Origin of the sequence: Kibdelosporangium persicum, from assembly GCF_013280595.1 — a bacterium.
Taxonomy (GTDB): domain Bacteria; phylum Actinomycetota; class Actinomycetes; order Mycobacteriales; family Pseudonocardiaceae; genus Kibdelosporangium; species Kibdelosporangium persicum.
The window spans coordinates 23220-49275 of sequence record NZ_JAAATY010000024.1; the positions used below are offsets into that span (position 1 = coordinate 23220).

General features: G+C 68.8%; 26 protein-coding genes and 1 other RNA gene. 6 read left to right on the forward strand and 21 right to left on the reverse strand.

What is annotated here, in order from left to right; all coding sequences use genetic code 11:
- Nucleotides 1-40: 40 nt before the first annotated feature.
- On the reverse strand, nucleotides 41-982 hold the full coding sequence (locus GC106_RS33085; protein WP_312873062.1) for a glycoside hydrolase family 6 protein: 942 nt from the start codon (nucleotides 980-982) through the stop codon (nucleotides 41-43).
- Nucleotides 983-1239: 257 nt separating this feature from the next.
- On the opposite strand from GC106_RS33085, the gene panB reads away from it, so the two are divergent.
- The gene (panB, locus tag GC106_RS33090) at nucleotides 1240-2088 is read left to right on the forward strand and encodes a 3-methyl-2-oxobutanoate hydroxymethyltransferase (RefSeq protein ID WP_173138745.1); all 849 of its coding nucleotides are present in this window, start codon (nucleotides 1240-1242) and stop codon (nucleotides 2086-2088) included.
- Between the two features lie 82 nt (nucleotides 2089-2170).
- Entirely contained in the window at nucleotides 2171-3136 is a 966-nt protein-coding gene (gene pip, locus GC106_RS33095) for a prolyl aminopeptidase (protein WP_173138746.1), read from the forward strand.
- Here the strand turns inward: pip and GC106_RS33100 are convergent.
- The 12 genes from GC106_RS33100 to GC106_RS33155 form a co-directional block, all read right to left on the reverse strand.
- Complete coding sequence (locus tag GC106_RS33100; protein ID WP_173138747.1) at nucleotides 3118-3873, reverse strand: helical backbone metal receptor; 756 nt, start codon at nucleotides 3871-3873, stop codon at nucleotides 3118-3120. The two genes, pip and GC106_RS33100, sit on opposite strands and share 19 nt — an antisense overlap.
- A complete protein-coding gene (gene npdG, locus GC106_RS33105) occupies nucleotides 3845-4513 on the reverse strand; it encodes an NADPH-dependent F420 reductase (protein ID WP_173138749.1) in 669 nt (222 codons plus the stop codon). The genes GC106_RS33100 and npdG overlap by 29 nt, the downstream gene beginning before the upstream one ends.
- Nucleotides 4510-5925 carry an RNB domain-containing ribonuclease gene (locus GC106_RS33110; protein ID WP_173138751.1) on the reverse strand — a complete coding sequence of 472 codons (1416 nt, stop codon included), beginning with the start codon at nucleotides 5923-5925 and terminating at the stop codon, nucleotides 4510-4512. The genes npdG and GC106_RS33110 overlap by 4 nt, the downstream gene beginning before the upstream one ends.
- Nucleotides 5926-6019: 94 nt before the next feature.
- Nucleotides 6020-6571 (reverse strand): DinB family protein, encoded by a 552-nt coding sequence (locus GC106_RS33115; RefSeq protein WP_173138753.1) that lies wholly within the window; start codon nucleotides 6569-6571, stop codon nucleotides 6020-6022.
- Nucleotides 6561-6758 (reverse strand): hypothetical protein, encoded by a 198-nt coding sequence (locus tag GC106_RS33120; RefSeq protein WP_173138755.1) that lies wholly within the window; start codon nucleotides 6756-6758, stop codon nucleotides 6561-6563. Before GC106_RS33120 ends, GC106_RS33115 begins: the two co-directional genes overlap by 11 nt.
- The gene (locus GC106_RS33125) at nucleotides 6755-7216 is read right to left on the reverse strand and encodes a hypothetical protein (protein WP_246367424.1); all 462 of its coding nucleotides are present in this window, start codon (nucleotides 7214-7216) and stop codon (nucleotides 6755-6757) included. The genes GC106_RS33120 and GC106_RS33125 overlap by 4 nt, the downstream gene beginning before the upstream one ends.
- Nucleotides 7217-7224: 8 nt before the next feature.
- Nucleotides 7225-8223 carry a C40 family peptidase gene (locus GC106_RS33130; protein ID WP_173138759.1) on the reverse strand — a complete coding sequence of 333 codons (999 nt, stop codon included), beginning with the start codon at nucleotides 8221-8223 and terminating at the stop codon, nucleotides 7225-7227.
- Between the two features lie 2 nt (nucleotides 8224-8225).
- Nucleotides 8226-8879 (reverse strand): hypothetical protein, encoded by a 654-nt coding sequence (locus tag GC106_RS33135; protein ID WP_173138761.1) that lies wholly within the window; start codon nucleotides 8877-8879, stop codon nucleotides 8226-8228.
- A 13-nt stretch (nucleotides 8880-8892) separates the two neighbouring features.
- Nucleotides 8893-10905, reverse strand: coding sequence for a hypothetical protein (locus tag GC106_RS33140; RefSeq protein ID WP_173138763.1), 2013 nt, complete (start codon nucleotides 10903-10905; stop codon nucleotides 8893-8895).
- Nucleotides 10902-13730 carry an ATP-binding protein gene (locus GC106_RS33145; protein WP_173138968.1) on the reverse strand — a complete coding sequence of 943 codons (2829 nt, stop codon included), beginning with the start codon at nucleotides 13728-13730 and terminating at the stop codon, nucleotides 10902-10904. Before GC106_RS33145 ends, GC106_RS33140 begins: the two co-directional genes overlap by 4 nt.
- A 223-nt stretch (nucleotides 13731-13953) precedes the next feature.
- Nucleotides 13954-14400 (reverse strand): hypothetical protein, encoded by a 447-nt coding sequence (locus GC106_RS33150; RefSeq protein WP_173138765.1) that lies wholly within the window; start codon nucleotides 14398-14400, stop codon nucleotides 13954-13956.
- Nucleotides 14401-14404: 4 nt separating this feature from the next.
- The gene (locus GC106_RS33155; RefSeq protein WP_173138767.1) at nucleotides 14405-14677 is read right to left on the reverse strand and encodes a hypothetical protein; all 273 of its coding nucleotides are present in this window, start codon (nucleotides 14675-14677) and stop codon (nucleotides 14405-14407) included.
- A gap of 589 nt (nucleotides 14678-15266) precedes the next feature.
- Between GC106_RS33155 and GC106_RS33160 the strand changes: the two genes are divergently transcribed.
- Entirely contained in the window at nucleotides 15267-16370 is a 1104-nt protein-coding gene (locus GC106_RS33160; protein WP_173138769.1) for a winged helix DNA-binding domain-containing protein, read from the forward strand.
- Here the strand turns inward: GC106_RS33160 and GC106_RS33165 are convergent.
- Together GC106_RS33165 and GC106_RS33170 are read right to left on the reverse strand one after the other, a co-directional pair.
- Nucleotides 16367-17713: an alpha/beta hydrolase gene (locus tag GC106_RS33165; protein ID WP_173138771.1), complete on the reverse strand. Its 1347-nt coding sequence runs from the start codon at nucleotides 17711-17713 to the stop codon at nucleotides 16367-16369. The two genes, GC106_RS33160 and GC106_RS33165, sit on opposite strands and share 4 nt — an antisense overlap.
- Nucleotides 17713-18504 (reverse strand): ArsR/SmtB family transcription factor, encoded by a 792-nt coding sequence (locus GC106_RS33170; RefSeq protein WP_312873063.1) that lies wholly within the window; start codon nucleotides 18502-18504, stop codon nucleotides 17713-17715. Before GC106_RS33170 ends, GC106_RS33165 begins: the two co-directional genes overlap by 1 nt.
- Nucleotides 18505-18643: 139 nt before the next feature.
- On the opposite strand from GC106_RS33170, the gene GC106_RS33175 reads away from it, so the two are divergent.
- Complete coding sequence (locus GC106_RS33175) at nucleotides 18644-19378, forward strand: sugar phosphate isomerase/epimerase family protein (RefSeq protein WP_173138970.1); 735 nt, start codon at nucleotides 18644-18646, stop codon at nucleotides 19376-19378.
- On the opposite strand, the gene GC106_RS33180 is transcribed toward GC106_RS33175, so the two are convergent.
- A complete protein-coding gene (locus GC106_RS33180) occupies nucleotides 19365-19901 on the reverse strand; it encodes an NAD(P)H-dependent oxidoreductase (protein WP_173138775.1) in 537 nt (178 codons plus the stop codon). The two genes, GC106_RS33175 and GC106_RS33180, sit on opposite strands and share 14 nt — an antisense overlap.
- A gap of 145 nt (nucleotides 19902-20046) precedes the next feature.
- On the opposite strand from GC106_RS33180, the gene rnpB reads away from it, so the two are divergent.
- Nucleotides 20047-20431, forward strand: an RNA gene (gene rnpB / locus GC106_RS33185) — RNase P RNA component class A.
- 35 nt (nucleotides 20432-20466) lie between these two features.
- On the opposite strand, the gene GC106_RS33190 is transcribed toward rnpB, so the two are convergent.
- Nucleotides 20467-21012, reverse strand: a complete 546-nt coding sequence (locus tag GC106_RS33190) for a TetR/AcrR family transcriptional regulator (protein WP_173138777.1) — start codon at nucleotides 21010-21012, stop codon at nucleotides 20467-20469.
- 90 nt (nucleotides 21013-21102) lie between these two features.
- On the opposite strand from GC106_RS33190, the gene GC106_RS33195 reads away from it, so the two are divergent.
- Nucleotides 21103-22428, forward strand: coding sequence for an FAD-dependent monooxygenase (locus tag GC106_RS33195; RefSeq protein WP_173138779.1), 1326 nt, complete (start codon nucleotides 21103-21105; stop codon nucleotides 22426-22428).
- Here GC106_RS33195 and GC106_RS33200 read toward each other — a convergent pair.
- From GC106_RS33200 to cobC, 4 genes are read right to left on the reverse strand one after another with little or no spacing between them, the layout of a single operon-like run.
- Complete coding sequence (locus GC106_RS33200; protein ID WP_173138781.1) at nucleotides 22397-23515, reverse strand: bifunctional RNase H/acid phosphatase; 1119 nt, start codon at nucleotides 23513-23515, stop codon at nucleotides 22397-22399. The genes GC106_RS33195 and GC106_RS33200 overlap by 32 nt on opposite strands.
- On the reverse strand, nucleotides 23473-24210 hold the full coding sequence (locus tag GC106_RS33205; RefSeq protein ID WP_173138782.1) for a zinc ribbon domain-containing protein: 738 nt from the start codon (nucleotides 24208-24210) through the stop codon (nucleotides 23473-23475). The genes GC106_RS33200 and GC106_RS33205 overlap by 43 nt, the downstream gene beginning before the upstream one ends.
- Complete coding sequence (locus tag GC106_RS33210; protein ID WP_173138785.1) at nucleotides 24207-25034, reverse strand: Nif3-like dinuclear metal center hexameric protein; 828 nt, start codon at nucleotides 25032-25034, stop codon at nucleotides 24207-24209. The genes GC106_RS33205 and GC106_RS33210 overlap by 4 nt, the downstream gene beginning before the upstream one ends.
- A complete protein-coding gene (gene cobC / locus GC106_RS33215; RefSeq protein WP_173138787.1) occupies nucleotides 25031-26050 on the reverse strand; it encodes an Rv2231c family histidinol phosphate aminotransferase CobC in 1020 nt (339 codons plus the stop codon). The genes GC106_RS33210 and cobC overlap by 4 nt, the downstream gene beginning before the upstream one ends.
- Nucleotides 26051-26056 lie beyond the last annotated feature (6 nt).

Consider the following 26056-nt stretch of genomic DNA (forward strand, 5'->3'; position numbering starts at 1 on the left):
TGGCCCGTGCCTGGTGCTGACCACGGCGGAATTGCCGTCATCAGACCCCGTCGATCAACCGGATCGCCAGATCGGGGCTGAACTGCCCGGCGGGAATGCCCGCGCCGATCCCGCACGAACCGTCGGAATCGCCAGGGATCTTCGCCCACACAAGCATTTCCGCGCCGCCGCCGACCTGGGCGGGCGTGCCGATCCGCCGGCCGGCCGGGTTGCACCACTCGCCGTTGGACCCGTTGCCGTTGCGGCTGGTGTCAATGACGAACGGCTTGGTGTAGCCCGGAAGTGACGCGTTGACAGCGTTTCCGTACGCCGCCGATTCGGATGTCGTGTAGTAGTTGGAAACGTTGATCGAGAAGCCGCGAACGTTGCGGACACCCGCGCTGTTGAGGCGACTCGCCATGGTCGCGGCCGGAACCCACCGCGCGTTGCCCGCGTCGAGGTAGGCCCAGGTGTTGACGCCCTTGTCGCGCAACTGTTCGGTCGCGTACGTGATCATGCTGTTGCGGGTGGCGATCTTCCCGGAGTCCATACAGTTGAAGTCCGCCAACGAATCGGGCTCGAGGATCACCACGGCGGGCCGGTTGCCCAGGCCGCTGGCGAAAGCGGAGATCCAGGTCCGGTACGCCTCGGGCGATCCGGCGCCGCCGCCGGAGTGCCCGCCGCACGCGTCCCGGCCGGGGATGTTGTACGCCACGAGAACCGGCAGTTTGTCGGCGGCGTCGGCCGCGGCGACGAAGCTGCTGACCGCGGACTGGATATCGCCGCTCCACGACCCGAACCACCTGGCCATCGGCTTGCTGGCGATCGACGACTGGATACGCGCGGCGCGGCCGTCCGAACCGTTGTTGCGGACCCACGTCGCCGGGTTGGAGTTCGGGTCGACGTAAAAGCCGCTGGTCATCCCGATCGGGTCGGCGGCAAGGGCGACATGGGTCGGGGACAACGCCAGCGCGGCCACGGCTGCGAGCAGAATCCGGCGCACAGGCTGCTCCTCTCGTCATTGAGGCAGGGTCTGGGAGCGCTCCCAGACAGTGAAGCAGCCGCCCGGGAAAAACTCAACGGGGCCCGGATCCGCAGCGGCTGCCGGGCGGGCAGCGCCGGACCGGTGAGCATGACGCCTGTGACTCTCCTCGCACCCTCCTGCGCTCCGGGAATCAGGCTGTCACCCTCGTAGACGTAGAGCCGCAGTCAACCCGGGGACCCGTACACGGGCCTCGAGGAAAGGGACGGTGGACGACGATGTCTTCTGAGCTCACAGCCCCCTACGGATCGGGCGCCGCACCCGCACCAGCGAAGCGCGTACGAATCCATCACCTGCAGGAGATGAAGGACCGCGGCGAACCGTGGCCCATGCTCACTGCGTACGACATGTACACGGCCGCTCTGTTCGACGACGCCGGCATCCCGGTACTGCTTGTCGGCGACTCCGCGTCCAACAACGTGTACGGCTATGACACGTCATTGCCCGTGACTGTCGATGAACTGATTCCCCTGGTCCGCGCGGTGACGCGGTCGACCAGGCGTGCCTTGGTCGTGGCCGACCTGCCGTTCGGTTCGTACCAGGTCTCCCCGGCGCAAGCCCTGGAGACGGCCGTCCGCTTCATGAAGGAAGGCCGCGCGCATGCCGTGAAACTGGAGGGCGGTGCCCACTTCGCGCCGCACGTCGAAGCGCTGACCGCGGCGGGCGTCCCCGTGATGGGACACATCGGCTTCACCCCGCAGAGCGAGCACAACCTCGGCGGTTACCGCGTGCAGGGCCGTGGGTCCGCCGGTGACACGCTGGTCGCGGACGCCCTGGCGCTCCAGGAGGCCGGCGCGTTCTCGGTCGTGATGGAGATGGTCCCCGGCGAGGTCGCCAAGCGGATCACGCACGAGCTGACGGTGCCGACGATCGGCATCGGCGCGGGCCCGGACTGCGACGCCCAGGTCCTCGTCTGGCAGGACATGGCCGGCCTGCGGACCGGCAAGGCGCCTCGGTTCGTCAAGCGCTACGCCGACATGGCGGGCGTGCTGACCGGCGCCGTCCAGCAGTTCGCCGCGGAGGTGCGTGGCCGCGAGTTCCCCGGCCCCGAGCACACCTTCCACTGACCCCACCACCCCCTCGTGAGTGTTTATCCGTGTTCTAACACGCATAAACACTCACGAGGGGTGAGGTGCGAGAGTGTGGGGCATGCGCGCGTTCTATCCAGCGATCACCCCGTACGACTCAGGAATGCTCGATGTCGGCGACGGGCATCAGGTGTACTGGGAGGTCAGTGGCAACCCGGACGGCAAGCCCGCGGTGGTGCTGCACGGTGGTCCCGGAGCCGGGACTAATCCCGCCCAGCGGCGGCATTTCGATCCTGAGCGCTACCGGATCGTCCTGTTCGACCAGCGGGGTTCCGGGAAGAGCACACCACACGTCAGCTCGCCGGAGCACGACCTGAAGACCAACACGACGTGGCACCTGGTCGCCGACATGGAGCAGCTGCGCGAACACCTGGGGATCGACCGGTGGTTGCTGTTCGGCGGTTCATGGGGCGTGACGCTGGCGCTGGCGTACGCACAGACCTATCCCGAGCGGGTCACCGAAATGGTGCTGCGTGGCGTGTTCACGTTACGACAGTCCGAACTGGACTGGTTGTACCGCGGCGGCGCCGGGAACGTCTTCCCTGAGGCCTGGGCCGAGTTCATCCGGCTCGTGCCCGACGGCGAGGACCCGCTGACGGCATACCACCGGCTCGTGTTCAGCGACGACCCCGAAGTGAGCCACGAGGCCGCGATGGCGTGGAGCCGCTGGGAGGGCGCGACGGTCTCCACCCAGACCTCGATGCTGACGTCCTACACCGAGGAGGAGTTCGCCGTCGCGTTCGCCCGGATCGCGGTGCACTACTTCGTCAACCGGGGCTGGCTCGAGGAAGGGCAGCTGATCCGGGACGCCGGCAAGCTCAGGGACATCCCGGCCGTCATCGTTAACGGGCGGTACGACATGGTGACGCCGATCGTGACGGCGTACGAACTCGGCAGGGCCTGGCCGGGCTGTGAGGGCTACGTCATCCACACGGCCGGGCACGCGGTCGCCGATCCCGGCATCGCCCAGCAACTGCTGCTCGCCACGGACAAGTTCGCCGGGAAGGGTCAGAGCAGCGACGAGTGAGCGTCCACAAGCGACGGACCACACCACGTCAGGTACCGGCCGCTGACCAGGACGTACCGCTTTCCCGGGAAGGCCTCGGGCCCGTCGGAGTCGGTGAACAGGTACGGCTCGTCCGGCAGCACGACGAGATCGACGTCCTGTGCCTGTAGTTCTTCCAACTGGGGACGTGGATAACGGTCCTCGTGGGTGGCGTACGCGTTGGCCACTCCGAGCCGCAGCAGCACGTCGCCAGCGAACGTGTCCCGCCCGACCACGACCCACGGTCTGCGCCACACCGGGATGATGGCCGTCGAATGCACCGGAACGGACTTCGACCACAGGCCTTCGGCTTCGACCAGCCAGTCCGGTTCGGTCAGGCCGAGCCCCTGGGTCAGCAACCGCCGGACGGACCGGAGGCCGTCGGGCACGGTGACGGCCGCCGACGTCACCCAGACCGGGACGCCGTTGGCACGCAACTGGTCCACGTCCTGCGGGCGGTTCTCTTCCGCGTTGGCCACGACCAGGTCCGGGTCGAGGTCCAGCACCGCCTGCACATCCGGGTACTTCGAGCCGCCGACCCGGGGGACGTCGAGCGATTCCGGATGAGTGCAGTACTCCGTCGCCCCGGCGATCAGGCCGGGCGCGGTCGTCTCGATCGCCTCGGTCAGGGACGGGACCAGGCTGACCACCCGTGCCGGTGACGTGACCGGCACGGGTTCGCCGAGGTCGTCACACGTCGGTGATCCGGATACCGGCATGGGCCTTGTAGCGGCGGTTGATCGCGATCAGGTTCGCGGTGAACGCCTCGACCTGGTGGGCGTTGCGCAGCCGGCCGCCGTAGATGCCCCGGAAGCCCGGGATCGTCTCGGCCAGCGCGCGCACGATGTCGGTGGCCTCCCGGTCGTCCCCGAGAACGAGCACGTCGCTGTCCATTGAGGGCACCGAAAGGTCCTCGAGGGACACCGCGGACACGTGGTGGAACGCGGCCGTGACCCGTGCCTCGGGAAGCAGAACGCGCGCTTGCTGGGCGGCGCTGCCCTCCTCGACCGGCAGCGCGTACGGGCCCTGCTTGTCGAAGCCGAGCGGGTTGACGCAGTCGATCACGATCTTGCCGGTCAGCGCGTCGCGCAGCGATTCCAGCAGCGCCTTGTGGCCCTCCCACGGCACCGCGACGAGCACGACGTCGGCCTGCTTCGCGGTCTCCAGGTTGTCCAGCCCGGTCACGGTGCCGACGCCCGCGAGCGACCGCAGTTCGGCGGCGGTCTCCTCGGCACGCTCCTGTTTGCGCGAGCCGATGATGACCTTGAGCCCGGCCTTGGCCCAGCGCAGGGCCAGGCCACGGCCCTGGGGCCCGGTCCCGCCGAAAACACCCACTGTGAGTTGGGAAACGTCGGTCACTGCATCTCCACCTTCTCGAAGGACACCTTTCGTTTCACGGTATCCGCGTCGAGCAGGCGCACGCGGATCCGCCCACCTTCCGGAAGGCTCTCACCTGCGCATTTGGCGATGACCGGGGGATCTGTGATGAACACCTCCGCCGAGTTGGCCTCGGCACGCAGCACGACCGCGTCGAACTCCTGGCCGACCCGGCCCGCCAGCACCCACGCCTCGGCCTGGTCGAGGCAGGCTTTGTCCACTTTGCTCGCGAGCGCGTCCGACGCGCCCATCAACGCGGGCAGCTCCGGCAGCGCGGCGCGGACCCAGTCCGGCACGTCCTTGCCGGCGCACACGGCGAGGCAGATCTCCGCGCCGAACCGGTCCACGAGCCGCCTCAGCGGCGCCGTGACGTGCGCGTACGCGGCTCCCAGGCCCGCGTGCGTGGTCAACTCGGGCAGCGGGCCGTCGAAGGCCGTGTACCCCGCTCCGCGCAGCAACCTGGTCGCGTCGACGTACAACGCCAGCGACTCAGGGCTACGCGGGTCAAGGCTCGACAGCATCACCGCGACGCTGTCGGTCCTCGGCCAACTAATGCCGAGTGACCGCGCTGACCGCCGCAACCACTCGATGGCGCCTTCGTCGGGCTCAGGCAGCGTCCGCAGCACGCCGACCCCGGCGTCGATCATCAACTTCGCCGCGCTCATGCCGGTCAGCAGGGACATTTCGGCGTTCCACGCGTCGACGGCGTTGCGTGGCCGAAGGGTGAGGGTCCACCCGCCGTTGCCGTCGGTCCCGACGTCCTGCTCCGGCAGCTGGAGCTCCACAGCGCCCCGGCGGACCGCGTGCTCCCTGCGCAAACGCCCCAGGGCCGGCAGTGCCGCGATCGACGGGTGCGGGGTGCCCGCGTCGATCGTCGCTTGCACGCCGTCGTAGTCGAACTGGGCGATCGACCGGACAAGCGCCCGTCTGACGTGGATCTGTGTCGGTTCGCCCTCTTTGTCCAGATCGATGGTCCACAGGGCGGACGGCCGGACCTGGCCGGGCAGCAGGCTCGCCGCGCCCTCGGACAGGACCGGCGGATGCAGCGGCACGTTGCCGTCAGGCAGGTAGATCGTCTGGCCGCGCTTCTGCACCTCGGCGTCCAGCCTTCCACCCGGCTCGACGAACGTGCCGAGATCAGCGATCGCGTAGTGCAGGCGGAACCCGTTCTCGCGCGCCTCGACGTACAGCGCCTGGTCCAGATCCTTGGACCCCGGCGGATCGATCGTGACCAACGGCAGGTCGGTCGCGTCCTCCCGATCACCGACCAGCCGGTCACGCTCGACGACGGCGAGCTCGGCCTCGGCCAGAGCGGCCGCCGGGAACTGCGTGGGGAGATCAAACTCGGCACGGACACCGGCGAAGTCGAGCGCGGCGCCGTCCTGGGTGTCCATGACGGCACCCTAACCGCACTCCGCCCGACACGTGAGTACTTGCGCGAGTCGGATGCGAAATCGCGGTCCGACGTCCGGGCGAACCGAGGCCGTGTCAGGTCGAGCCGTCCGGCCTCATCTGCTCGGCCGCCCGCTGCACGGTCTCATAGAAGTCCTCAGCGTAGTCCGCGCCGGACCGTCCGTCGATCAGCTCACGGACGATGTCGCAGTGTCCGGCGTGGTGCGCGGTCTCCGCTACCACCCGCACGAGCAGATGCCCGAACGTCGTCTCGCGCCGGTCCTCGGACCACCACGACACCGACGCCGGAGCGTCCAACGGCAAGGAAGCGATCGACTCGTCCGAGTGTGCCCATACCTGCCGGTACAGCCCCACGAGGTACTCGCGGCTCTCGTCCGGCTTGGCCCACATGTCGCCGTTGTCCCACACCGACTTGTCCTCGTACCACGGCAAGGTGAAGGCGGGCCTGCCGACACACGAGCCGAGGTAACCCAGCTCGATCCCGACCAAGTGCTTCACCAGGCCGAGCAGGTTCGTGCCGCTGGGCACCAGGGGACGGCGGATGTCGTACTCGCTCAGACCGTCCAGCGACGAGACCACGCTGGTGCGCGCCTCCCGCAGGTATCGGTGCAGGAACTCAGTTGTCATTCCAGCGCCGGTCGGCTTCGTCCTCGGACTTGGTGCGCTCGGCGGCGAGCTGGAGCGCACGCTCGGCGGTCGCCTTGTCGGGGTACGGGCCCAGCAGGTCGACGGCGCGGCACTGCTGGCCGTGTTCGACCCGGTTGTGCTTGGTGCAGTAGTACCAGCCTGGGTCGGGATTCGGGTCCGTTGTCATCGGGAGCTCCAGTTCTCCTGGGCCGGGAAGCCGCGGGGCGGGGTGTCCTGGAGATCGGCCGCGTGCTCACGGGGGATCGGGTCGAGGCAGGACACCAGCACTTTGGTGTTCTCCGGGTCGGCGATCCGCTTGCCACTCCTCTCCCGGTAGACCAGTTCGCCGTCCCCGTCGATCTCCACTATGCAGCCGACCTCCGCCAACTGCTCTTCGTCGAGGTCGGCGACGACCTCGTAGCGGGACGGCACCACGCGGTAGACCGGCCACGACAGGTGGCTGAAGGCCTGGTGGAACTCGGCCAGCAGCTGCGTCATCTGCTGCTGCCAGACCAGCGGCATGCCTTCGGCCAGGGATCTGGGCAGCACCGCGTACCCGTCGACCACGGCGGGCAACGGACCGCTCGAAAGGTAGTCCCGCAACGGTGTGCCCGAGCGCGGGACTGGGGGTTGGTCCTGGTACATGGCTCTCCTCATACTCCCGGCCGCACGGCTTGGCGCACCAGCCCACGCTCGGTGAAGCTCACCGGCCGGATGTGCACCGGCACCCCGGTCTGCTGGGCCTCCACGATCTTCCCGTCACCGAGGTACATCGCCACGTGGTGAATCGTGGTCGGGTTGCCGGTGTCGTAGGCCCAGAACAGCAGGTCACCGGGCTGCGCCTGCTCGACGGGCAGGTGCGCGCCGGCCCGGTACTGGTCGCGGGAAACCCTCGGAAGGATGACCCCGGCGGAACGGTAGGCCTGGTTCATCAGGCTCGAACAGTCGTACGCGTCCTGCCGCGTGAGCGACGCGCCCCACAGGTACGGCTTGCCTTGCTGGGCCAACGCGAACTGGATCGCCTTGGCCGCGTTGCCCGAGGCCGAGGGCAGCAGGTCGCCGGTGCCCTGGCCGCACCCGGTCGGGTCGACGACCTCGCCGACCGAGCTGATCAGGTGCGCGGCCATCGCTTCCCAGCGGTGGTACCGGTCGGGGAACGCGGAGCGTTCGACGTCCTGCGCGGAGTCGCCGGGCCGCTGTTCCTTCCAGTTCGGCACCTTCTCGAGCACGTCGTAGAACTTGTGCACGGCGTACGTCGGGTCGGTGACCTGCTGGACACTGCCCCAGCCCATGGACGGGCGCATCTGGAAGATGCCCAGCGAGTCCCGGTCGCCGTAGTTCAGGTTGCGCAGGCCGGACTCGGTCATCCCGGCCTGGATGGCGATCTGCCACGCCAGCGGCGGCAGTTTGCGCTCCTTGCCGATCGCGATGATCAGCGTCACCGTGCCGCGCTGCTCCTCGGTGAGCCTGCTGGCGTCCATCTGGCCGCCGGAGCCCGCCGCGGTGATCGGCCCGATCGAGGCGTTGCAGCTGGCGAGACTGACGTTCTGGGCGTTCTGGTTGGTCGAGACAACGGAGGTGACGGCTCCTGTCGTCAGAATCGCCGCGATGACGAGCACTGCGGCGATACTCAGGAATACCGCCAGGCGCATGGCTAGTCCACCTCGGTGTGCTCGTTGACGCGCCAGCCCGCGTCGGTCTTGATCAGTGTCAGTCGTAGTGACTTGGCATCAGTGGGGATGTCCACGGTGACCGAGCTGGTGTACGAGTCGGCCGTGGCGACCGGACCGCCGCGGACCTTGGTCTGCGGCACCGACTTCGGGTCCACCTTGGCCAGGACGGCGCCGAAGTACTCGTCGGTGGTGTACGGCTTCAAGGTGTTCAGCCAGTCCTCCGGCTTGGCGTTGTCCGGGTGGTTGCAGAACGCCTGCGCCCACAGCAAAGCCGTGTCCAGCGCCGGTTTCTCGGCCTTGGCGGGGGTTTTGTTCTCCGACACCGGCTGCCGCGTCTCGGTCAACGACTGCGAGGGCTGGCCACCGCCGCCCTGCGCGGCGGGCGGGATGACACCGGGCGCGCCCTGCGTCGGCCTCGGGGACGCGGTTGTGGCCCCAGGCGTGGCGGACGCGCTGGCCGCGGTGTTCTGCGCGGACTGCTGCCCGCCGGTCATCCTGGGCAGGACGTACGCCACGAACAACACGATGGCCAGCACGAACAGGCCGACCACGACCAGGTGCCGGGGAGAGCGGAGCGGCCATCCCCATAACTTGCGATAAACCGCCGCACGGCCACGGTTCGTCCGGATGGGCATCTGACTCCTCCTCTCACCTTATGTACGCATCGGTCTCGCGCGGGCCGTCCCGCATGGGTAGTGGCCGACGGGGTGGTGTGTTGTCACGCACTTCCAGGCCGCGCGACGGCCGGTAGATCACGTGCACCGGCCGGCCGGCGACCATCTCGGTCTCGGCGGGCCTCGGTGAGACGACCGCCGGCGGCTCGTACACCGCGACGTCGTCCCGTTGCCGTGGCGCGATCACCCGGGACGGCACGATCACGGAGTCGTCCGCCCGGTCCCAGCCGCGGTCCGCGACCGGGGCCGTGTCGACGATCCGGCTCCTTCCCTGTGCGGGCGGCAAAGCGCCCGCGGGTCCGCGTGCCGCGGGTAAACCGCGGTCGTCGCCGCTGGAGCCGAGCACGGCCGCGGCCGACGCACCGATCGCCGGAGGGCCGAAGCCGCCGGTCGGAGCGCCGCGGTCCATCCGTTCCGCACTCGCGGCGACGGGATTCGTGGCCTCGGGGCGCGGGCGACGGCCGTCGCGACGGACCACGGGCTCGTCGTCGTGCTCGCCGTCGCGGACGTTGTCCCAGAACTCGTCCTGTGGCGTGCGTTCGTTGCCCTTGCGGCGGAAACGGGAGAACAGCCCCGGTCCCGCGGACGGCATGGCTCCGCCCACCGCGCCGACGGACAGCTCGACCATCTGCCACATCCGGCGCACAGGCCTGCCTATGACAAAGAAGATCACCGTGATCAACGCGGCCAACGCCATCATCGCGATCGTCGGCAGGCTGTCGCCCGCGTTGAAGATCGCGTTCAGCAGCAGCACGTGCATACCGGCCAGCGCGGCGAGCACCAGCACGTTCAGCACGACCGCGGCGGCCGCGCGGGCGACCTTGCGCAGCAGGTCGTGGTACAGGATCGCGATCAACCCGATCAGCGGCGTGGCCAGCAGGAAGATCCGCAGCAGCACCTGGGCGAGCAGGATGCCCAGCTTGGCGAACAACTGGAACAGCGAGTACACGATTCCCTGGAACAGGGCCAGGAATCCGGCGCCGGTCCGGCTGCCGTCGGTGCCCGCGAAGTACCCCTTCGTCGGACCGAGCTTGGTGGCGATCTCCTTGTACTTGGCCTTTTTCTGTTCGAGGGCGGCCTGGTCGACCGTGTCGGTCGAGTCGAACTTCGTCCACGCCTGCGCCGCCAGCAGTTCCTGGCCGAACTGCTTGGCCTCGGGGGCGTCCTCGCTGCCGAACTCGCCGCGCAGCCAGTTGCGGTAGACGACCCGGTCGTGCAGTGCCTCGGGCAACGCGTGCAGGTCGGTCTCCGGCGCGTTGTCGGCCAGGAAGCCCGCTTGGATCTGCGTTGTCTTGGACAGGAAGCGTTCTTCCATCTCCTTGTACAACGGCCCGACGATGATGAACGACGTGGCGACCCACATCGCGGCCAGCGCCCACAACCCGCGCCGGGACACCGCTGCCAGGTCACCGCGCCAGATGTAGCGGAACAGCAGCACGGCCAGGATCACCGCGGCCAGGCCGAACCACTGCACGTAGATGTTGTCGTAGAACAGCTTGGTCGCGCCGTCGATCGCGCGGTCGAGCGGGCCCATCAGCTCGTCGTAGGCCAGCGCGTAGTGCACGCCGTTGGTGGCCGCGACGAAGTTCTTGCCGACGTCGAACAACTGGTTGCCCATCCAGTTGCCGATCGTCGAGTCCGGGTCGGTGATCGCTTTGCCGAGCCCGCAGTTGGCGTCGTAGACGTGCCAGACCTGGCCCGCGTAGGCGTATTGGCCGTAGATCGAGCCGGGTGTGCCGTGGGACGGGCGTGGCGCGTCGAGCGCGGCCACCATGCCCGCCGTCGGGCGTTCGGGGTTGGGTGCCTCCGCGCAGTCCTGCGCGATGGCGGCCGGGGCGAAAACGACGAGCTGGAGCCCGAGAATCGTGGCGACGGTCAGAAAAGCCCTACGCCGCCCGCTGTTCGGATGCGGCCACGCGCGTCTGCGCCGGCGTCGCGCTGCGAGAAACAGCGCGACGCCGACCACCACCACAACCCAGGTCATCATGCGGCGTCTTCCTGCCCCGGCTTCTTCGGGGCCCCACCGCCGACCGGCTGTTCCACCGGCTCCTCGGTCAGGCCCAGCTCGAAGTCCGCTTCCAGTTCGAACTCCTCGTCCGAGTCCGCGTACCGCGTCGGCGGCTGCGGCGGTTCGGGTTCCGGCGCGTGTTGCTGCGCCGCGTCCGCGGCACGGACCGGGTCGCGCAGGGCGTCCGGCGTCGTGTCCATGGCCGTACGGAAGTGATCCAGGTGCGGGCCGGAGAAGTCGACGCGGATGCGTTCGACACCGCCGGTGCCGTCACCGAAGATGAACTGACGTGGCGCGCGGTCCTTCTCCAGCTCGGTGCGTTGCACGGGCCGGCGGCCGAGGCTGGCGACCACCTGCTCGTAGCCCGCCCCGATCGGCACCTTCAGCAGCCGCAACGCGTCCGCCTGTGCGGCGTCGTCGTCCAGCCTGCCCACGAACACGGAGTCCAGCAGCGAGACGAAGCCCTGGATGCGCAGGAAGTCCGCGGGGATCTGGCTGGACAGCAGGACACGCACGTTCCACTTACGGGAGTCACGCGCGAACCTGTTCATCAGCACGCGACCGGTCGGCACCTCCGAGAGGAAGAACGCCTCGTCGATCCAGACGCCCTTACGCAGGTCCTTGGGACGTTCGTAGATCGACCGCTGCGTCAGCCACGCCGCGAGGTTGAGCAGCTCGACACCGAGCGACTCGGCGTCGGTCCAGTGCTCACGCCCCACGCCGTCCTTCGGCAGTGTCAGGCCGGCCATGGTGAGCACGGTCAGGCGGTCGTCACGCGTCTCGTTGTACGGGTCCGCGTCGTCTTCCGGGATGAGCAACGACATGCGTTCACGCATCTCGTCAAGGAAGTCCGCCACGACAACCGCGTGCTCGTGGTGCTCGCTCGCGTCACGCCGCAACGCCTCGAAGACCATGCCCGGGTGGGCGTCGAACCGGCCACCGACCGTCCGGACCGCGCGCAACAGCACGATCCTGGTCTGCGGCAACCGCGCGACCTCGTACGGCAGCAACCCGGTGAGCACGTCGAGCACGAGCCGCCGCCGGGTGGCCGCGGCGAGGGCTTTCTCCCGGCGCCAGGCGCGTTCCGGGTCGTCCTCGTCCATGAAGTGCTCGATCAGCGGCTCGGCGACCACGCGGTACGGGTTGAGGATGCCCGGTTGCGCGTTGAGCAGGTTGATCGGCCGCGCGTACGGCCGCAGCTCGGGCAGTTCGCACAGCCTGGCCAGCGGCCCGGACGGGTCGAGGATCGTCCAGTACGCCCCGGCGCGCAGCGTCTTGTAGACGATTCCGCCGCCCAGGAAGGACTTTCCGCCACCGAGACCGGCGACCATCGCGGTCAGGCCGGAGGAGTCACGCAACTCCTGCGCCATCCACGGGTCCCACGCGACCGGCCGCCGTGTCGCCGTGCACGTCTCGCCGAGCAGGATGCCCCGCCGGTCACCGACTTCCGCGGTCGCCGTGGGCACGGCCGAGGCCGCCCACATCACCGAACCACGGCGCAGGTAGGCCGTGGAGGCCAGCGGTTCACCGGGGATGAACTCGCGGGCCATCGCGTACTGCGCCTCGGGGTGCTCGATGGCGATCTTCGGCTTGTACAGGTCCAGCAACTGCTGGGCCAGGCGCAGCGCGTCCCGCTCGGTCGGCCCGGACACCGCCAGGCGCCACCACGACCGCACACGTGTGGCCAGTGCGGTGAACCCGGTGGTCATCTCGTCGTCGATCTCGAGCACGCGGGAAGCCTGGCGCGCCAACGACTGCGGCGGTTCCAGGCCGTGCTCGTCGGTGTAGTGCTTGACCTGCGAGCGGACCTTGTTCATCTGCCGGGCCAGCTCGCCCTGCACTTCCTCGGGCCGCCGGACGTAGATCCGGGCGGACCACTCGACCGTCGCGGGCAGGCGGTCGGAGCGCTGCACCCACGGGTCGTCGAGCTCCGGGATCTGCAGGCCGTGCATCAGGCCGACGGTCAGCACCGCGACGTGCCTGGTCACACCGGCGTTCGAGCCCGTGCGGCCGCGGACGGTCACCGTCGGGGAGTACGGGTCCTGGTGGAAATCAGCCGCGTCGGTGAAACTGGCCAGGTCCTCCGGCTCCCACGCGGCCCCCGGAACGGCGGGCATGTTGCGCGGCGCGGGCAGGCCCAGCGAGCACGACCGGTGCATCAGCCACGACATCTCCTCGGCCGTGGCCGGGCGGCCCTCCAGTCCCGCCGAGGCCAGCACCTGGTCGAGGTGCTCGACCTCGCTGTCCAGCGCGACCAGTTCGGCGTCCACCGCGTCCGGGAAGATCTTGCGCAGCAGAGGGGCGGCCCGTTCGACCGCCCTGTCCACCATGTTGCGCGTCTGCACCTGGACGCCCAGATAGACCTCTTTCTCAGCCATGGACCGGCCCATCAGCTGCTGTTGTTCGCCCACGAGGTAATCGTCGAACGACAACGCGCCGGGAACATCCGGCAAACGACCGACAGCATTGTGCACGTGCGCCTCGGCCCACATCCGGATCGGATACGGCCGCGCGGTCACGCGCAGGTGCATCCACCGGCCGTGCAGCTCGGCGTACTGGCCCGCGATCGCCGCGATCAGGTCCTGGCGTTGGGAATCGCTACGGAACGACCAGCGCTGCGGCGCCAGCCGGTACCACGCGTACACGTCCGTGCCCGTGCGCAGCAGGTGCCCGTCGATGCTGCGGGCCGAGATCTCCGGGGTGTAGGACGGGATGCCCTGTTCCCCGGGCAGTCTGCGGTTGCGTTTGGCCGCGGCCTTGGCCTGCGCCTTGCGACCGGCCTTGGTGGCCGGCGGCGGAGGCATGAAGTTGTTGTGCCCACTGGCCCTGTGCCGGTGACGCTGTTGCGGCGCCTCGTAGCCGGGAGCAGGCGGCAACGCGCGTTGCTGCCTCGCCGGTGGCTGTGGCTGCCGTGTCGTCGCAGGGGGTTGCGACTGGGCCATGGGTGGATCGAACTGTTGCCGTTGCTGCCGCTGCGGCGGCGGATCGAACGGGTTCGGCTGCCTCGCCTTTTCCCGCTCTGCCCGGTCAGACCCGGACTTGCGTCGGCGTGCGAACACCGCTGACCTCCCGCCTGTGTTCCTTCACGCGGCCACGCTTCTTCACCTTCGGCCGCGGCCGTTGGGCGTTCACCCTTACCCGCGTGGCGCTCACCGCACCACCTTGCCCGGCGCCCACCTCACGGGGAGCGGTCAGTTCCCGGCTCCACATCGTGAGCACGGCGCCGAGGGGTCGCTCGTGACTGATCCGGGAACAGATGAACCGGGTGATCAGCACGGTGATGATCAGTGCCCAGGCCGTGCTGAAGAAGCCGAACCCGATGCCCATCCACCGCTCGACGGTCATGGTGACAAGGAAAACGACGACACCGACGCCCCATGCCACGTACCGGGCGCGCCAAGGAAACGTCGCCTTCGGCGGCCCGAGCCACACCGCGTCGACGCGGTACACCTCGTCGTCCGTACGAATCCGCACGCGATCAGGCCCGGAACAGACTGGCGATCCATTCGCCGATGTCCTGACCGGCACTGGTGGTCACCGCCAGGCCGATGATCGCGAGCGCGACGACGACGCCGCCCAGCCTGCGCATGACCCCCGCGTTGTCACCCTTGCCGCCGCCCAGCCAGAGCAACAGCAGCGCGACCACGAGGAGCAGCAACGGCACCAGGTTGTTGAGGATCCATTCGCGAACCCCGCCTGTACCCAGGCCCGGCTGGCCTTGAGCGAGGGTGATCAGGGCCGTGGCCATCATCTCGAACTCCCAATTGCGACGAGCGAAGCGGAACGTTGTCCCGCTGTGCCTATCGAGTAGAACATGTCGGCTTCACGAGGTGTAGTGGGCAACGAACGCACCGTGGATCCAGTTCGAACCTCCTGCGGCCGGTGACGAAATGACCACCCCCATGATGGGGTGGCGGGCGTCCGTCGTATGCAATGACCACCCAATTCGCCCAACATCCTGCGGAGTTCACCCGCCCGATCGACCGATGTTCACCCTTGGTGCGGCAAGTCACGAGCCCGTAGCAGTCTAGCCGACCGGCAATCGCCCGATCGGCCCAGCCAGCGGTCACACAGCGGCGCAGGTCACTGCTGTCCAGTTAGGACACAACCGCAGCTCAGGGCCTCGATCAGGTGAAAATCGGCCCCGGCGCGAGACGAGTTCGTAACCGTTCCCGCAAGATCATCGATACGTCGAACATGTGTTCGATTATACCGCCGATGAATGTCGATCTGGTTCGCGGAAGCAACTCCCGGGATGTGAGACGCCGCGCGTGCACGGCGCACTGAAGCGAAACGCATTGCGGACGGAACTTGACCGCAAAAGATCATACGGTTCGGCCATGCGCTTCTCCTGGACCGATGTCTGTGCCCGCCGCCTCGCCCAGCACGGGCTGAGCACGCCGCTCGACGCCAGCCCTGCCGAAGTCGTCAGCGCGATGGCCGGGACGCACGCGCAGGTCATCTCGGCCGCCGAGCTGAGCATCGCGTTGCGGATCAACGGCGCGACGCGGGCGGATGTACAGCGGGCGGACGGCCTGGTCAGGACGTTCGGCCCGCGCGGCACCGTGCACCTGCTGCCTGCCGACGAGCTGCCGCTCTGGCTCGGCGCCCTGTCCGCGATCCCGCCTGGTCCCACCTCGTGGGACGAGCACGTGCGGATGACCGGCGAGCAGACCGAACAGGTGCTCGCGGCGATCGGCGAAGCCTTGGACGGCAAGGAGTTGACCATCGACGAGCTGACCGCGGCGCTGGCCGAATCGGTCGGGCCATGGGCCGTCGACCGAGTCATGCCCGCGTTCCAGGACTTGTGGCCGCGTTGGCGGACGGTGACGCATCTGGCGGGCATCCGGGGTGTGCTGTGTTTCGGCGCCAACCGCGGCCGCAAGGTCACGTACACCAACCCAGGCGTCACACCGGCTCCGGCGCACGAGTCGCTGCCGCACGTCGTGCGGAGTTACCTGCGTGCTTACGGACCGTCGACGCCGCAACGGTTTGCACACTGGCTGAGTGCGCCGGTCAAATGGGCGACCGAGGTGTTCGCGTCGGTCGATCTCGAACAGGTCGACGTGGAAGGCGAGACCGCCTGGATCCTCGCGGGCGACACCGCGGTACCGGAGCCCGTCGAATGCGTACGGTTGCTGCCTTACTTCGACGGTTACGCGTATCGCGTGGGCAACCAACCACCCGCGCTGTTGTACCCGGGCAAGGCCTCGGAACGGGTGCTGCCGCAGAACTTCCAGTACCTGGTCGTGAACGGCGCCGTCGCCGGGCTGTGGCACCAACGCAAATCCGGCCGAAAACTCGCCATCACGGTCGAGACGCTGCTGAAGCTGGGCAAACGCCAACGCGCCGAGCTTGACGAGCAGGCTCAGCGCGTTGGCGAGATCGTCGGCGCCACACCGGCTTTGACGCTTGGCGCGGTCACCGTCGGCGGTCACGCCTAATGTGACGGCCGCAGGAACTGCGGCGGCGTGAACCGGGTGAACGCGGCAGGCATCTGTTTGTCGGTGAAGGTCACCAGACTGAACACGTTCTGGTACGTGTCGCCGTAACCGGTCGCCGCGGCGTTCAACTTCGCCGGGCTGGTGTCCGGCCAGTGACCGGTGTCGAGCTTGTGCAGCAACGTTTTCAGTGCCGTCAGCTCCTCGGCCGCGCTGAACGCGCAGTGACCGCCTCGCTCCACGTACAGCTGTCGCATTTGGCCGGGACGGCCGATCTCCTGACCGTACCAACGAACCTGGTCGGACACCGCGCCGCCGTCACGGGTGCTGTGCAGTGTCACGATGGGAACCGTCAGCCGTCCACTCGCGACGCCGTTGCGGTACATGTACGCCACCGCACGGGGATCCGGCGCGATCCGGGGCGCCTTCGCCAGCTTGTCCAGGTCTTCGCCGAGGTTCAGACCGGCCTTGGCATAGGCCTTCCTGACCTCGTCGGACAGCGAGGACCTGCCGAGCTGGCGACGGTAGTCGACGCCGATGTTGAACGACGGGTTGCCGCCCGCTCGGCGTTCGAGGTCCTGCCGTCCCTTACCCGGCCCCATGCCGGAGATGTAGGCCCAGTAGATCCAGTCGGCCTGGTCGTTGAGCTGGTCCGCGGGCTGCGGGTCGTGCGCGCTGTACCAGCCGGGGATGTTGCCCAGCGCCGCGGCGAGGGCGATCCGTGCCCGACCGGCGTCGTCGTCGCGGGCATCGGTGACAGCGTCCAGCAAGGCCTGCGTGCTGCCTTGCGGGTCCTTGGCCTTCACCAGGTCGATGTCCTGGCCGTCGGCCAGCAGAGTCTTGACCACGAAGGTGATGTCCAAGGCGGTGTTCCACGAACCCTGCGCGTCGAACTCGGAGCACATCGCCAGCACGCCGTCGAACCGGTGCGGGTTGCGTTCGGCGAGCAGCGCGGCGATGCCGCCGCCCATCGAACTGCCGGTCGCGATGGTCCGGCGCGGCTTGCCGACGTTCTTCTCGAACCAGTCGAGCAGCGCCATCTGGTCGCGTAGCGCGGGTTCGATTGTGTAGCCGTACCGGCCTTCGAACTCCGACGCGGCCAACGCGAAGCCGTTACGCAACAACCATTCCGGCGTGTCGAACTCCCGGTTCGCCAGCATGGTGGTGAGCGGGTAGGGCGGCTCGGGGTAGTAACCGTGGCTGTAGAGCAGAAGTGTGCCGTTCCAGTTCGCCGGAACCTCGACACGGTGGTTCGCGGTCTCGTAAACACGGTTCTGTGGCGCCGCCGTGGCGGGCGCGGCCACGGCGATCAGGCCCGCGACGGCGGCGATGACTAAGCGCTTCATCACGCGTACACCGACTTCCCGGTCTCCAGCAGCGACTTGAGGTCGGACAGGACCTCGGCCCAGCCACCGCCGGCACCCTCGATCGTGCCCGCACACTGCGCGGCGGTCTGCGGAGCACCCGTGACGTCATGGGTGACGGTCAGACAGCAGACCCCGTTCCCCTTCTCCGAGATCTCGTAGGTCAACGTGGTGGCCTGCTCGCCGACAGGAAGCATCCGCCACGTCTGCACGAGCTTGTGCGGTGGATCGACTTCGAGGACCTCGCCGTCGATGACGACGTCGGGCGCCCCGAACTCCTTCATGGCGTCACTGGCCAGGCCCCGATAAGCACCGCCGACGCGCAGGTCGTACTCGACCGGTGCCTGGTAGCCGTACTTGACGGTCCATTCGGGCTTGGTGATCGCGTCCCAGATGGCCTGCGCGGACGCCTTGATGTAGACCCGGTTCACCTGCACGGTCTTGGTGGTCGTCATCGGTCTCTCCAGTTCAGCTTTGAGGTCGGCCAGCGCGGCGACCTGCTGCAACGTGTACTTGTCGATCCACCGGTCGTGGATCAACCGGATCGGGACGGCGTTGAGGAAGTGCAGCTTCTCCCGTCCCGACCGGCGCGTGACCACAAGACCGGCTTCCTCGAGCACTTTCAGGTGCTTCATGACGCCGAACCGCGTCATCTCCAGCTCGGACTCCAGTTCGGTGAGCGTCCTGCCGTCCCGGTGGAACAGCAGGTCGAGCAGGAAACGACGGCTGCGGTCGGCCAACGCCTTGAACACCCTGTCGTCGTCCTCGGTCACAGCACAGACCATATGTGACCTTTTAGTCACATGTCAAGAGTGACCTTTCAGTCACTCGTGAGCGTTTAGCGGTGTTCTAACCCTGATAAACACTCACGAGGGGGCTAGGTGGGCAGGTCACGGTCGTAAGGTGAGCGGCATGCTTGGTTTCTCGACGCTCGGGTGCCCCGGCCTGCCTTTGGCCGATGTCGCCGCACTGGCCCGCAAGTACGGCATCGGGCTGGTCGAGTTGCGATGTGCCGCCGACGAACCGGTGCACGTCGGCCTGTCCAAGGTGGAACGGGACGCGGCCCTCGAAGCGTTGGCCGGGCTGCGGATCAACGCTCTCGCGTCGTACTACCGCCTGTGTGACGACGACATCTCGATCCTGGCCGACCACGTCGAGCTGGCGCACGACCTCGACGTGCCCGCGATCCGCATCTTCCCTGGCCGCTCGCCCGGGACCTCGGTCGAACTGGCCGCCGAGCGGCTCGCCCAGGCGGCCGAGATCGCCGAAGGCGTCACGTTGCTCGTCGAGACCCACGACCTTTTGTTGCGAGGCAAGGAGATCGCGGGCGTGCTGGCGCAGTCGGGCGCCCACGGCGTCGGCGCGATCTGGGACGTCATGCACACGTGGCGCGCGGGCGAGACCCCCGCCGAGGCGGCCGAGGCTTTGCTTCCGTGGCTGGGTGAGCTTCAGCTCAAGGACGCGGCGTCGGCCACCGACCGGCGGCCGATGGTGCCCGGCACCGGCACGGTTCCGATCAGGGAGACCCTGGACGCCGCCAGGGGTTTCACCGGCCCGATCGTGCTGGAGCACGAGACCAAGTGGTACTCCGACGCGGCGCCGTTCGAGGAGTCGCTGGCCGCGTTCGTCGCCATCATGAAGCAGTAGCGAGGCCCGGCCGTTCGGCGACCGCGTTGGCGAACCGCCGCACCGCCGCGTCGAGGCCGCCGGAAACCGTTGTGGCGACTTCGTCGTGGACGTCCGCGTCCAACACGAAATGGCCAGGCACCACGTCGGTGGCGCCGCGTGCGATCAGCAAGGGCCGCAACGCGTAGTCGAGCGCGACCAGGTGACCCTGGCTGCCGCCGTTGGCCAACGGCAGCACGACCTTGCCGCTCAACGCGGTCCTGGCAAGCAGGTTCAGCAAGGACTGCACCAGACCGCTGTACGCGGCGCGGTACACCGGGCTGGCGACCACCACCCCGTCCGCCCGGTCGACCAGGTCCATCACGTTCCTGATCGTCGGATCAAGCAGGTCCGCGCTGAGCAACGCGACCGTCGGCAGGTCGCGCACAACGAGCAAATGCACCTCGTGGCCCAGGCCGGTCAACACGTCGGACACGCGCCGGAGCAGCACGGCGGTCGGCGCCTGTGGTGACGGACTGCCTGACACGATCAGGATCGTGGCCATGGCCGTCACCTCCCAGCGGTGAACAGTTCGTCGCTTGTGGACATCATCGCTCCCGGTCGGTGACCGTCTGACGCCGCCGAGTAAAGCCCTGTTGCCAACACAGGAGCAACCAGTTCCGCACCGTGAGATACGCTTTGTGGGCGGATGAGTCGGCGGGGCGGCCGCGGCACATTCCGGTGTGTCGAGGAAAGTCCGGACTCCACAGGGCAGGGTGGTTGCTAGCGGCAACCCGAGGTGACTCGCGGGACAGTGCCACAGAAAGCAGACCGCCTTGGCCTGGAAGGGCCGAGGTAAGGGTGAAACGGTGGTGTAAGAGACCACCAGCACCCCGGGTGACCGGGGTGGCTAGGTAAACCCCACCCGGAGCAAGGCCAAAAGGACGCCCACGGGCGTCCGCGCAGGCGTTCGAGGGCTGCCCGCCCGAGCCTGCGGGTAGGCCGCACGAGCCTGTCGGCGACGGCAGGCCCAGATGGATGGCCGCCACCCGGGTCTCCCGGGTACAGAATCCGGCTTACAAGCCGGCTCGTCCGCCTCCCCCGGGCACCCTCGTGGTCCTCCAGCCGCATCACACCGGCTCGGTGAGGTAGCGCTGCAGGGTCGGGCCGAGCCAGTGCACGACCTCGTCCGGCTCCAGGTCCACCACGGGCGGGAGTTTCACCACGTAGCGGCACAGGACAAAACCGAGGACCTGAGTGGCGATCATGCCCGCGCGGGCCGGAGCCCGGCTCGGATTGATCTTCAGCACTTGCGGGCCCAGTTGTGCCGCGAAGATCGTGCGCATCCGCTCGGCCGCGACTTCGTTCGTGACCGCCGCTCTGAGCAGGGCCATCAGCGTCTCGTCGTGCTCCCAGCGGGTGATCACGTGCCGGGCCAGGGTCGCGCCGATCTCGCCGGGCGGCACCTCGGACAGGTCCGGCAGGCGCAGGTCGAACTCGGCCGCGGCGGCGAAGAGTTTCTCCTTGTTGCCGTAGTAGCGCATCACCATCGCCGGGTCGATGCCCGCGTCCGCCGCGATCGCGCGGATGGTCGCGCGTTCGTAGCCGTCCGAGGCGAAGCGTTCGCGGGCGGCGTTGAGGATCGCTTCCCGGGTCGCGTCCGATCTGCGTGCCATGTCAACAAGTGTAGGCCAACACCTGTTGACATCCAAGAAACCCCGGGACTACCGTCCAAGTCAACAAGTGTTGACCTAGGGAGGACGACCATGGACGTGCTGATCGCCGGAGCCGGGCCGACCGGGTTGCTGCTCGCGGGCGACCTAGCCGAGGCCGGCCGGAGCGTCACGATCCTCGAGCGCCGTGCCCACGAGGCGCCGAACACGACCAGGGCTTTCGGTGTGCACGCCCGGACGCTGGAGCAACTCGACATCCGCGGACTGGCCCTGCCCGGCCAGCAGGTGCACAGGCTGCGCCTGTTCGACAAGGTGCACCTCGACCTGGGCATCCTGCCGACAAAGTTCAACTACCTGCTCATCACGCCGCAGTACGAGGTCGAGAAGGTCCTGCGCGACCGCGCCGAGCGGCTCGGAGTCAGGATCGAGCACGGCGAGGAGGTGCTCGGCCTCAGCCAGACCGCCGACAAGGTGACCGTGCGGAGCACCACCCGGACCTGGGAGGCCAAGTACGTGGTCGGCACGGACGGCGTGCACAGCACCGTTCGCGAGCTGATCGGCCAGCCGTATCCCGGCAGATCGGTGCTGAAGTCGATCATGCTCGCGGACGTCAGGCTCAGCACGCCGCCGCAGGACGTGCTGGCGGTCAACGCGGTCGGCGACGGGTTCGCGTTCGTCGCGCCGTTCGGGGACGGCTACTACCGCGTGTTCGCGTGGGACCGCCGCAACCAGGTCGACGACAAGGCACCGTTGGAGCTCGACGAGATCCGCGAGGTCACCCGGCGCGCCCTCGGCGCCGACATGGGCATGCACGATCCACGGTGGATGTCGCGGTTCCACAGTGATGAGCGGCAGGTCCCGCGATACCGCGTCGACAGGGTGTTCCTCGCCGGGGACGCGGCGCACTGCCATTCCCCGGCGGGCGGCCAGGGCATGAACACGGGCCTCCAGGACGCCGCCAACCTCGGGTGGAAGCTGGCCGCCGTGCTCAACGGGCACGCCGGACCGGAACTCCTTGACACGTATCAGGAAGAACGGCATCCCGTCGGCCGGGCCGTGCTCCGCAGCAGTGGGGCGATCATCCGGCTCGCGATGATCAAGTCACGCGCCGGTCAGCGGATTCGCGGCGTGCTCGGTGGTTTCCTGCTGCACCGGACCGCCCTCGCGCGGAAGGCAGCGGGCCAGATCTCGGGGATCGACATCCACTACGGCGGCAAGAAGCGCATCGGCGACATCCAGCTCGCCGAAGGCCGCTTGTTCGAAGCCTTGCGCGGCGGCCGTTTTGTGCTCATCGCGAACGAAGCGCTGGAAACTCCCGACCACATCGACGTGGTGCGGCCCGCCGAGCCGGTCGTCGAGCCGATTCTGGTGCGGCCCGACGGATACGTCACGCCGTGGGATGGTGCGAAATATCGTTGACCAGCCGCACGGACGCGTTGCCGTCCGGGTAGAACTCCACAATGGACAACGAGGCCAGGTCGAGGTGCAGCCGGAACAGCAGCGCGGGCCCGGCGTCCAGCCCCATCCGCAGCAACGATTTGATCGGCGTGACGTGACTGACCACCACGATGGTCTTGCCGCCGTGCGTCGCGACGAGCTCGTCACGCGTCTTGCGGACGCGGCGATGCACCTCGTCGAAGCTTTCCCCGCCGGGCGGCGGCACTGACGTGTCGGCCAGCCAACGGCTGTGCAGCTCGGGATCCCGGGCGGCCGCCTCGGCGAACGTCAGGCCTTCCCAGGCCCCGAAGTCCGTCTCGGTCAGGCCATTGTGGACGTCGACAGAACCGCCCGTGGCGTCGGCGACGGCCCGCGCGGTCTGCCTGGCCCGGCCCAGCGGCGACGAGATGATCGGCGTCGTCGCGTCCACGGTGCTCATCGCGGCCAGCCGAGCCGCCGCGGCAAGGGCTTGCTTCTCCCCCAACGGTGTCAGTGGCGGCTCGCCACGGCCGGAGTACCGGCGTTCGACGGAGAGGGGTGTCTGGCCGTGCCGCAGCAACAAGATCCGGGTCGGCGAGCCCTGCGCGCCGGTCCACCTGGCCGGGGTGGACTTCCGCGCCGGCCCGGCCGCCTGGTCGTCCATCGCCTCGTTGGCCAGCCGGTCGGCCTCCTTGTTGCGCTCGCGCGGAATCCAGTCGAACGTGACCCTGGCGAACTCCTTGACCAGCGTCCGGGCCTCGGCCGCGAACGGCTGCAGGGCCGGGTGCTTGACCTGCCAGCGGCCGGACATCTGCTCGACCACGAGCTTGGAGTCCATCCGCACCTGGACCTCGTCGGCGCCCAGCTCGGCGGCGGCCCGCAGACCGGCGAGCAGGCCGCTGTACTCGGCGACGTTGTTGGTGGCGACGCCGATCCCCGAGGACCGCTCGGCGAGCAGCTCACCGGTCGCGGCGTCCCGGATTACGGCGCCGTACCCGGCGGGACCGGGGTTGCCCCTGGACCCGCCGTCGGCCTCGAGGACAACCTTCACAGGCCGGACTCCGCCGTCCGGACCAGGACCGCGCCGCATTCCTCGCACCGCACCACGTCGTCCGCGGCGGCGGCCTTGATCTGCGAGATCACCACGCGGTCGAGTTCGAGACGGCAGGCGCCGCACCGGCGGGAGCGCAGCAGCGCAGCACCGGTGCCCTTCTGCTCGCGCACGCGGTTGTACAGCGCCAACAGCGGCTCCGGGAACGCCGGGAGCATGGCGTTGCGGGTCGCCTTGGCCCGGGCTTCCTGCGTTTCGAGGTCGGCGAAGGCCTCGTCGCGCCTGGTGGTCGCGTCCGCCACCGCCGCCTCGGCCTTGGCCAGCTCCGCCTCGGCGTGCTGGGCGTCCATCTGCAACGCCTCACGCCGCTCCATCAGTTCGAGCAGGTCGTCCTCCAGGGCGGCCTGCCTGCGGTGCAGCGTGTCGATCTCGTGCTCCAGGTCGGTCATCTGCTTGGCCGCGACCGTGCCGCCCTGCAGCAGCTTGTCGTCCCGCTCGACCCGGGCCCGGACCTGGTCGATCTCCTTCTCCTGCCGGGTGACCTCACGGTCGAGGTCACCGAGCTGCGTGGCCACGGCCACCTGCGCGTCCTTCTTGGCCCGCGCGGCCTTCTCGGCCTCGGCGATCTCGGCGACCTCCGGCAGGGTCCGCCTGCGGTAGTCCAGACGCGCCAGTTCGGCGTCCACCTCGGCGAGGTCCAACAGCCGGCGTTGCACGGCTGGGTCGGCTTTCAACGTGCGGTCCTCCCCGTTCTGGCCGCCCGGAGGGTCCAGGGATCGGTGCGGCGGATCGATGTGTGAGTCTCGACGTTACCCCCGAAGGCGGCGCGCACGACGCCCGCCGCCTGGTCGCACCACGGCCACTCGCTGGCCCAGTGCGAGACGTCCACCAGCGCGGGCGCGTCCGGCGCCGAGTCGATGTGCTCGCCGGTCACGTGGTGCCGCAGGTCAGCGGTCACGTACGCGTCCACCCCGGCGGCCGTGGCCTCGGCGAGCAGCGAGTCACCCGAGCCGCCGCAGACCGCGACCGTCCTAATCAGACGCTTCGGGTCACCGGCGGCGCGCACGCCCCACGCGGTCTCCGGCAGCGCGTCGGCGACGCGCTGGACGAACGTCTCCAGGGTTTCGGGTTCCGGCAGGGCGCCGATCCGGCCGAGGCCGAGCGGCGGCTCCTTCGGGCTCAGCGGCGCGCTGACCGACAGCCCGATCGCGGCGGCCAGCGCGTCCGACACTCCAGGGAACGCGGAGTCCGCGTTGGTATGCGCGCAGTACAGAGCGATCCCAGCACGGATCAGCCTGTGCACGAGGCCACCCTTCGGCGTGTTCGCCGCAACTCCGTGCACGCCCCGCAGCAGCAGCGGGTGGTGCGCCACGATGAGGTCCGCGCCGATCTCGGCCGCCTCATCCACAGTGGATTCGACCGGATCGACGCAGAACAGCACGCGCCGGGCCGCCTCGGCGGGATCACCGCAGACCAGACCGACCGCGTCCCACGGTTCGGCCAGGTCAGGCGGGTAGGCGGTCTCCAGCGCGGCGACGACTTGGCCCACTGTGATCACGTCGGAACCTCCATCGGCCATGCTGCCAGCAATCGTGCCGTCTGGTCGGGCGGGCGGACCGCGAGCCGGATGTGGTCGGCCGACAGCCCGGGAAACGTCTCACCACGGCGTACGGCGAACTTCTTGTCCCGCAACGTCTCACGCACACGTGTCCCCTCCGGGACCCGGACGAGCACGAACGGCGCGGTCGGCTCGGCGACGACCTCGATCCCGGCGTCCCGCAGCGCGGCCACGAACTCGGCCCGGTACTCGATCACCGTTCGCGCGGTGTCCTCCGCCTCGGCGATCGCGGCAGGCGAGCAGCACGCCGTGACCGCTTCGAGCACGAGCGTCCCTACCGGCCACTGAGGACGATCGATCGCCAGCCGGGCGAGCGTCTCCGGACTGCCGAGCACGTAACCGGCGCGCAGGCCCGCCAGCGCCCATGTCTTGGTGAGGCTGCGGAACACCAGCACATCCGGATCACCCGTGAGGGACTCCGGTTCGCCCGGGACGGCGTCCATGAACGCCTCGTCCACCACGACCAGCCGGCCGGGCCTGGCCAGTGCCCTGATCACGGCGGCGGGGTGCGTCACCGACGTCGGGTTCGTCGGGTTGCCGATCACGACCATGTCGGCCTCGTCCGGCACGAGTCCGGGACGCAGGGCGTAGTCACCGTCGAGCATGACGCGGTGGACCGGAATCCCCGCGGTGCGCAGGGCGGCTTCGGGTTCCGTGAACGACGGGTGCACGACCGCGGCGAGCCTGGGCCGCAGGTTCGGCAGCAACGCGAACCCTTCGGCGGAACCGTTGAGCACCATGACTTCGTCCGGTGAACGCCCGTGCCGCTGGGCCACGGCTTCCCGCGCGGCGAGGTCGTCGGCTTCGGACGGGTACGTGGCGAGCCTGTCGAGCGCGGCCGCGAGCCTGTCGCGCAACCAGCGTGGCGGGGCCGGCAGCCACACGTTGACCGCGAAGTCCACCATGCCAGGCGCCGTGTCCCTGTCGCCGTGATGGCGGAGATCTTCGCTGGTCATCGCGAA

Coding starts and splice junctions, on each gene's coding strand:
- GC106_RS33165 (WP_173138771.1), bottom strand. CDS start 17,713: ATGAAGCGCTTAGTCATCGCCGCCGTCGCGGGCCTGATCGCCGTGGCC.
- GC106_RS33100 (WP_173138747.1), bottom strand. CDS start 3,873: ATGCCGGTATCCGGATCACCGACGTGTGACGACCTCGGCGAACCCGTG.
- GC106_RS33130 (WP_173138759.1), bottom strand. CDS start 8,223: ATGCGCCTGGCGGTATTCCTGAGTATCGCCGCAGTGCTCGTCATCGCG.
- GC106_RS33145 (WP_173138968.1), bottom strand. CDS start 13,730: ATGCCTCCGCCGCCGGCCACCAAGGCCGGTCGCAAGGCGCAGGCCAAG.
- GC106_RS33135 (WP_173138761.1), bottom strand. CDS start 8,879: ATGCCCATCCGGACGAACCGTGGCCGTGCGGCGGTTTATCGCAAGTTA.
- GC106_RS33120 (WP_173138755.1), bottom strand. CDS start 6,758: ATGACAACGGACCCGAATCCCGACCCAGGCTGGTACTACTGCACCAAG.
- GC106_RS33140 (WP_173138763.1), bottom strand. CDS start 10,905: ATGATGACCTGGGTTGTGGTGGTGGTCGGCGTCGCGCTGTTTCTCGCA.
- cobC (WP_173138787.1), bottom strand. CDS start 26,050: ATGACCAGCGAAGATCTCCGCCATCACGGCGACAGGGACACGGCGCCT.
- GC106_RS33195 (WP_173138779.1), top strand. CDS start 21,103: ATGGACGTGCTGATCGCCGGAGCCGGGCCGACCGGGTTGCTGCTCGCG.
- pip (WP_173138746.1), top strand. CDS start 2,171: ATGCGCGCGTTCTATCCAGCGATCACCCCGTACGACTCAGGAATGCTC.
- GC106_RS33200 (WP_173138781.1), bottom strand. CDS start 23,515: ATGCGGCGCGGTCCTGGTCCGGACGGCGGAGTCCGGCCTGTGAAGGTT.
- panB (WP_173138745.1), top strand. CDS start 1,240: ATGTCTTCTGAGCTCACAGCCCCCTACGGATCGGGCGCCGCACCCGCA.
- GC106_RS33175 (WP_173138970.1), top strand. CDS start 18,644: ATGCTTGGTTTCTCGACGCTCGGGTGCCCCGGCCTGCCTTTGGCCGAT.
- GC106_RS33115 (WP_173138753.1), bottom strand. CDS start 6,571: ATGACAACTGAGTTCCTGCACCGATACCTGCGGGAGGCGCGCACCAGC.
- GC106_RS33110 (WP_173138751.1), bottom strand. CDS start 5,925: ATGGACACCCAGGACGGCGCCGCGCTCGACTTCGCCGGTGTCCGTGCC.
- GC106_RS33155 (WP_173138767.1), bottom strand. CDS start 14,677: ATGATGGCCACGGCCCTGATCACCCTCGCTCAAGGCCAGCCGGGCCTG.
- GC106_RS33125 (WP_246367424.1), bottom strand. CDS start 7,216: ATGTACCAGGACCAACCCCCAGTCCCGCGCTCGGGCACACCGTTGCGG.
- GC106_RS33180 (WP_173138775.1), bottom strand. CDS start 19,901: ATGGCCACGATCCTGATCGTGTCAGGCAGTCCGTCACCACAGGCGCCG.
- GC106_RS33160 (WP_173138769.1), top strand. CDS start 15,267: ATGCGCTTCTCCTGGACCGATGTCTGTGCCCGCCGCCTCGCCCAGCAC.
- GC106_RS33190 (WP_173138777.1), bottom strand. CDS start 21,012: ATGGCACGCAGATCGGACGCGACCCGGGAAGCGATCCTCAACGCCGCC.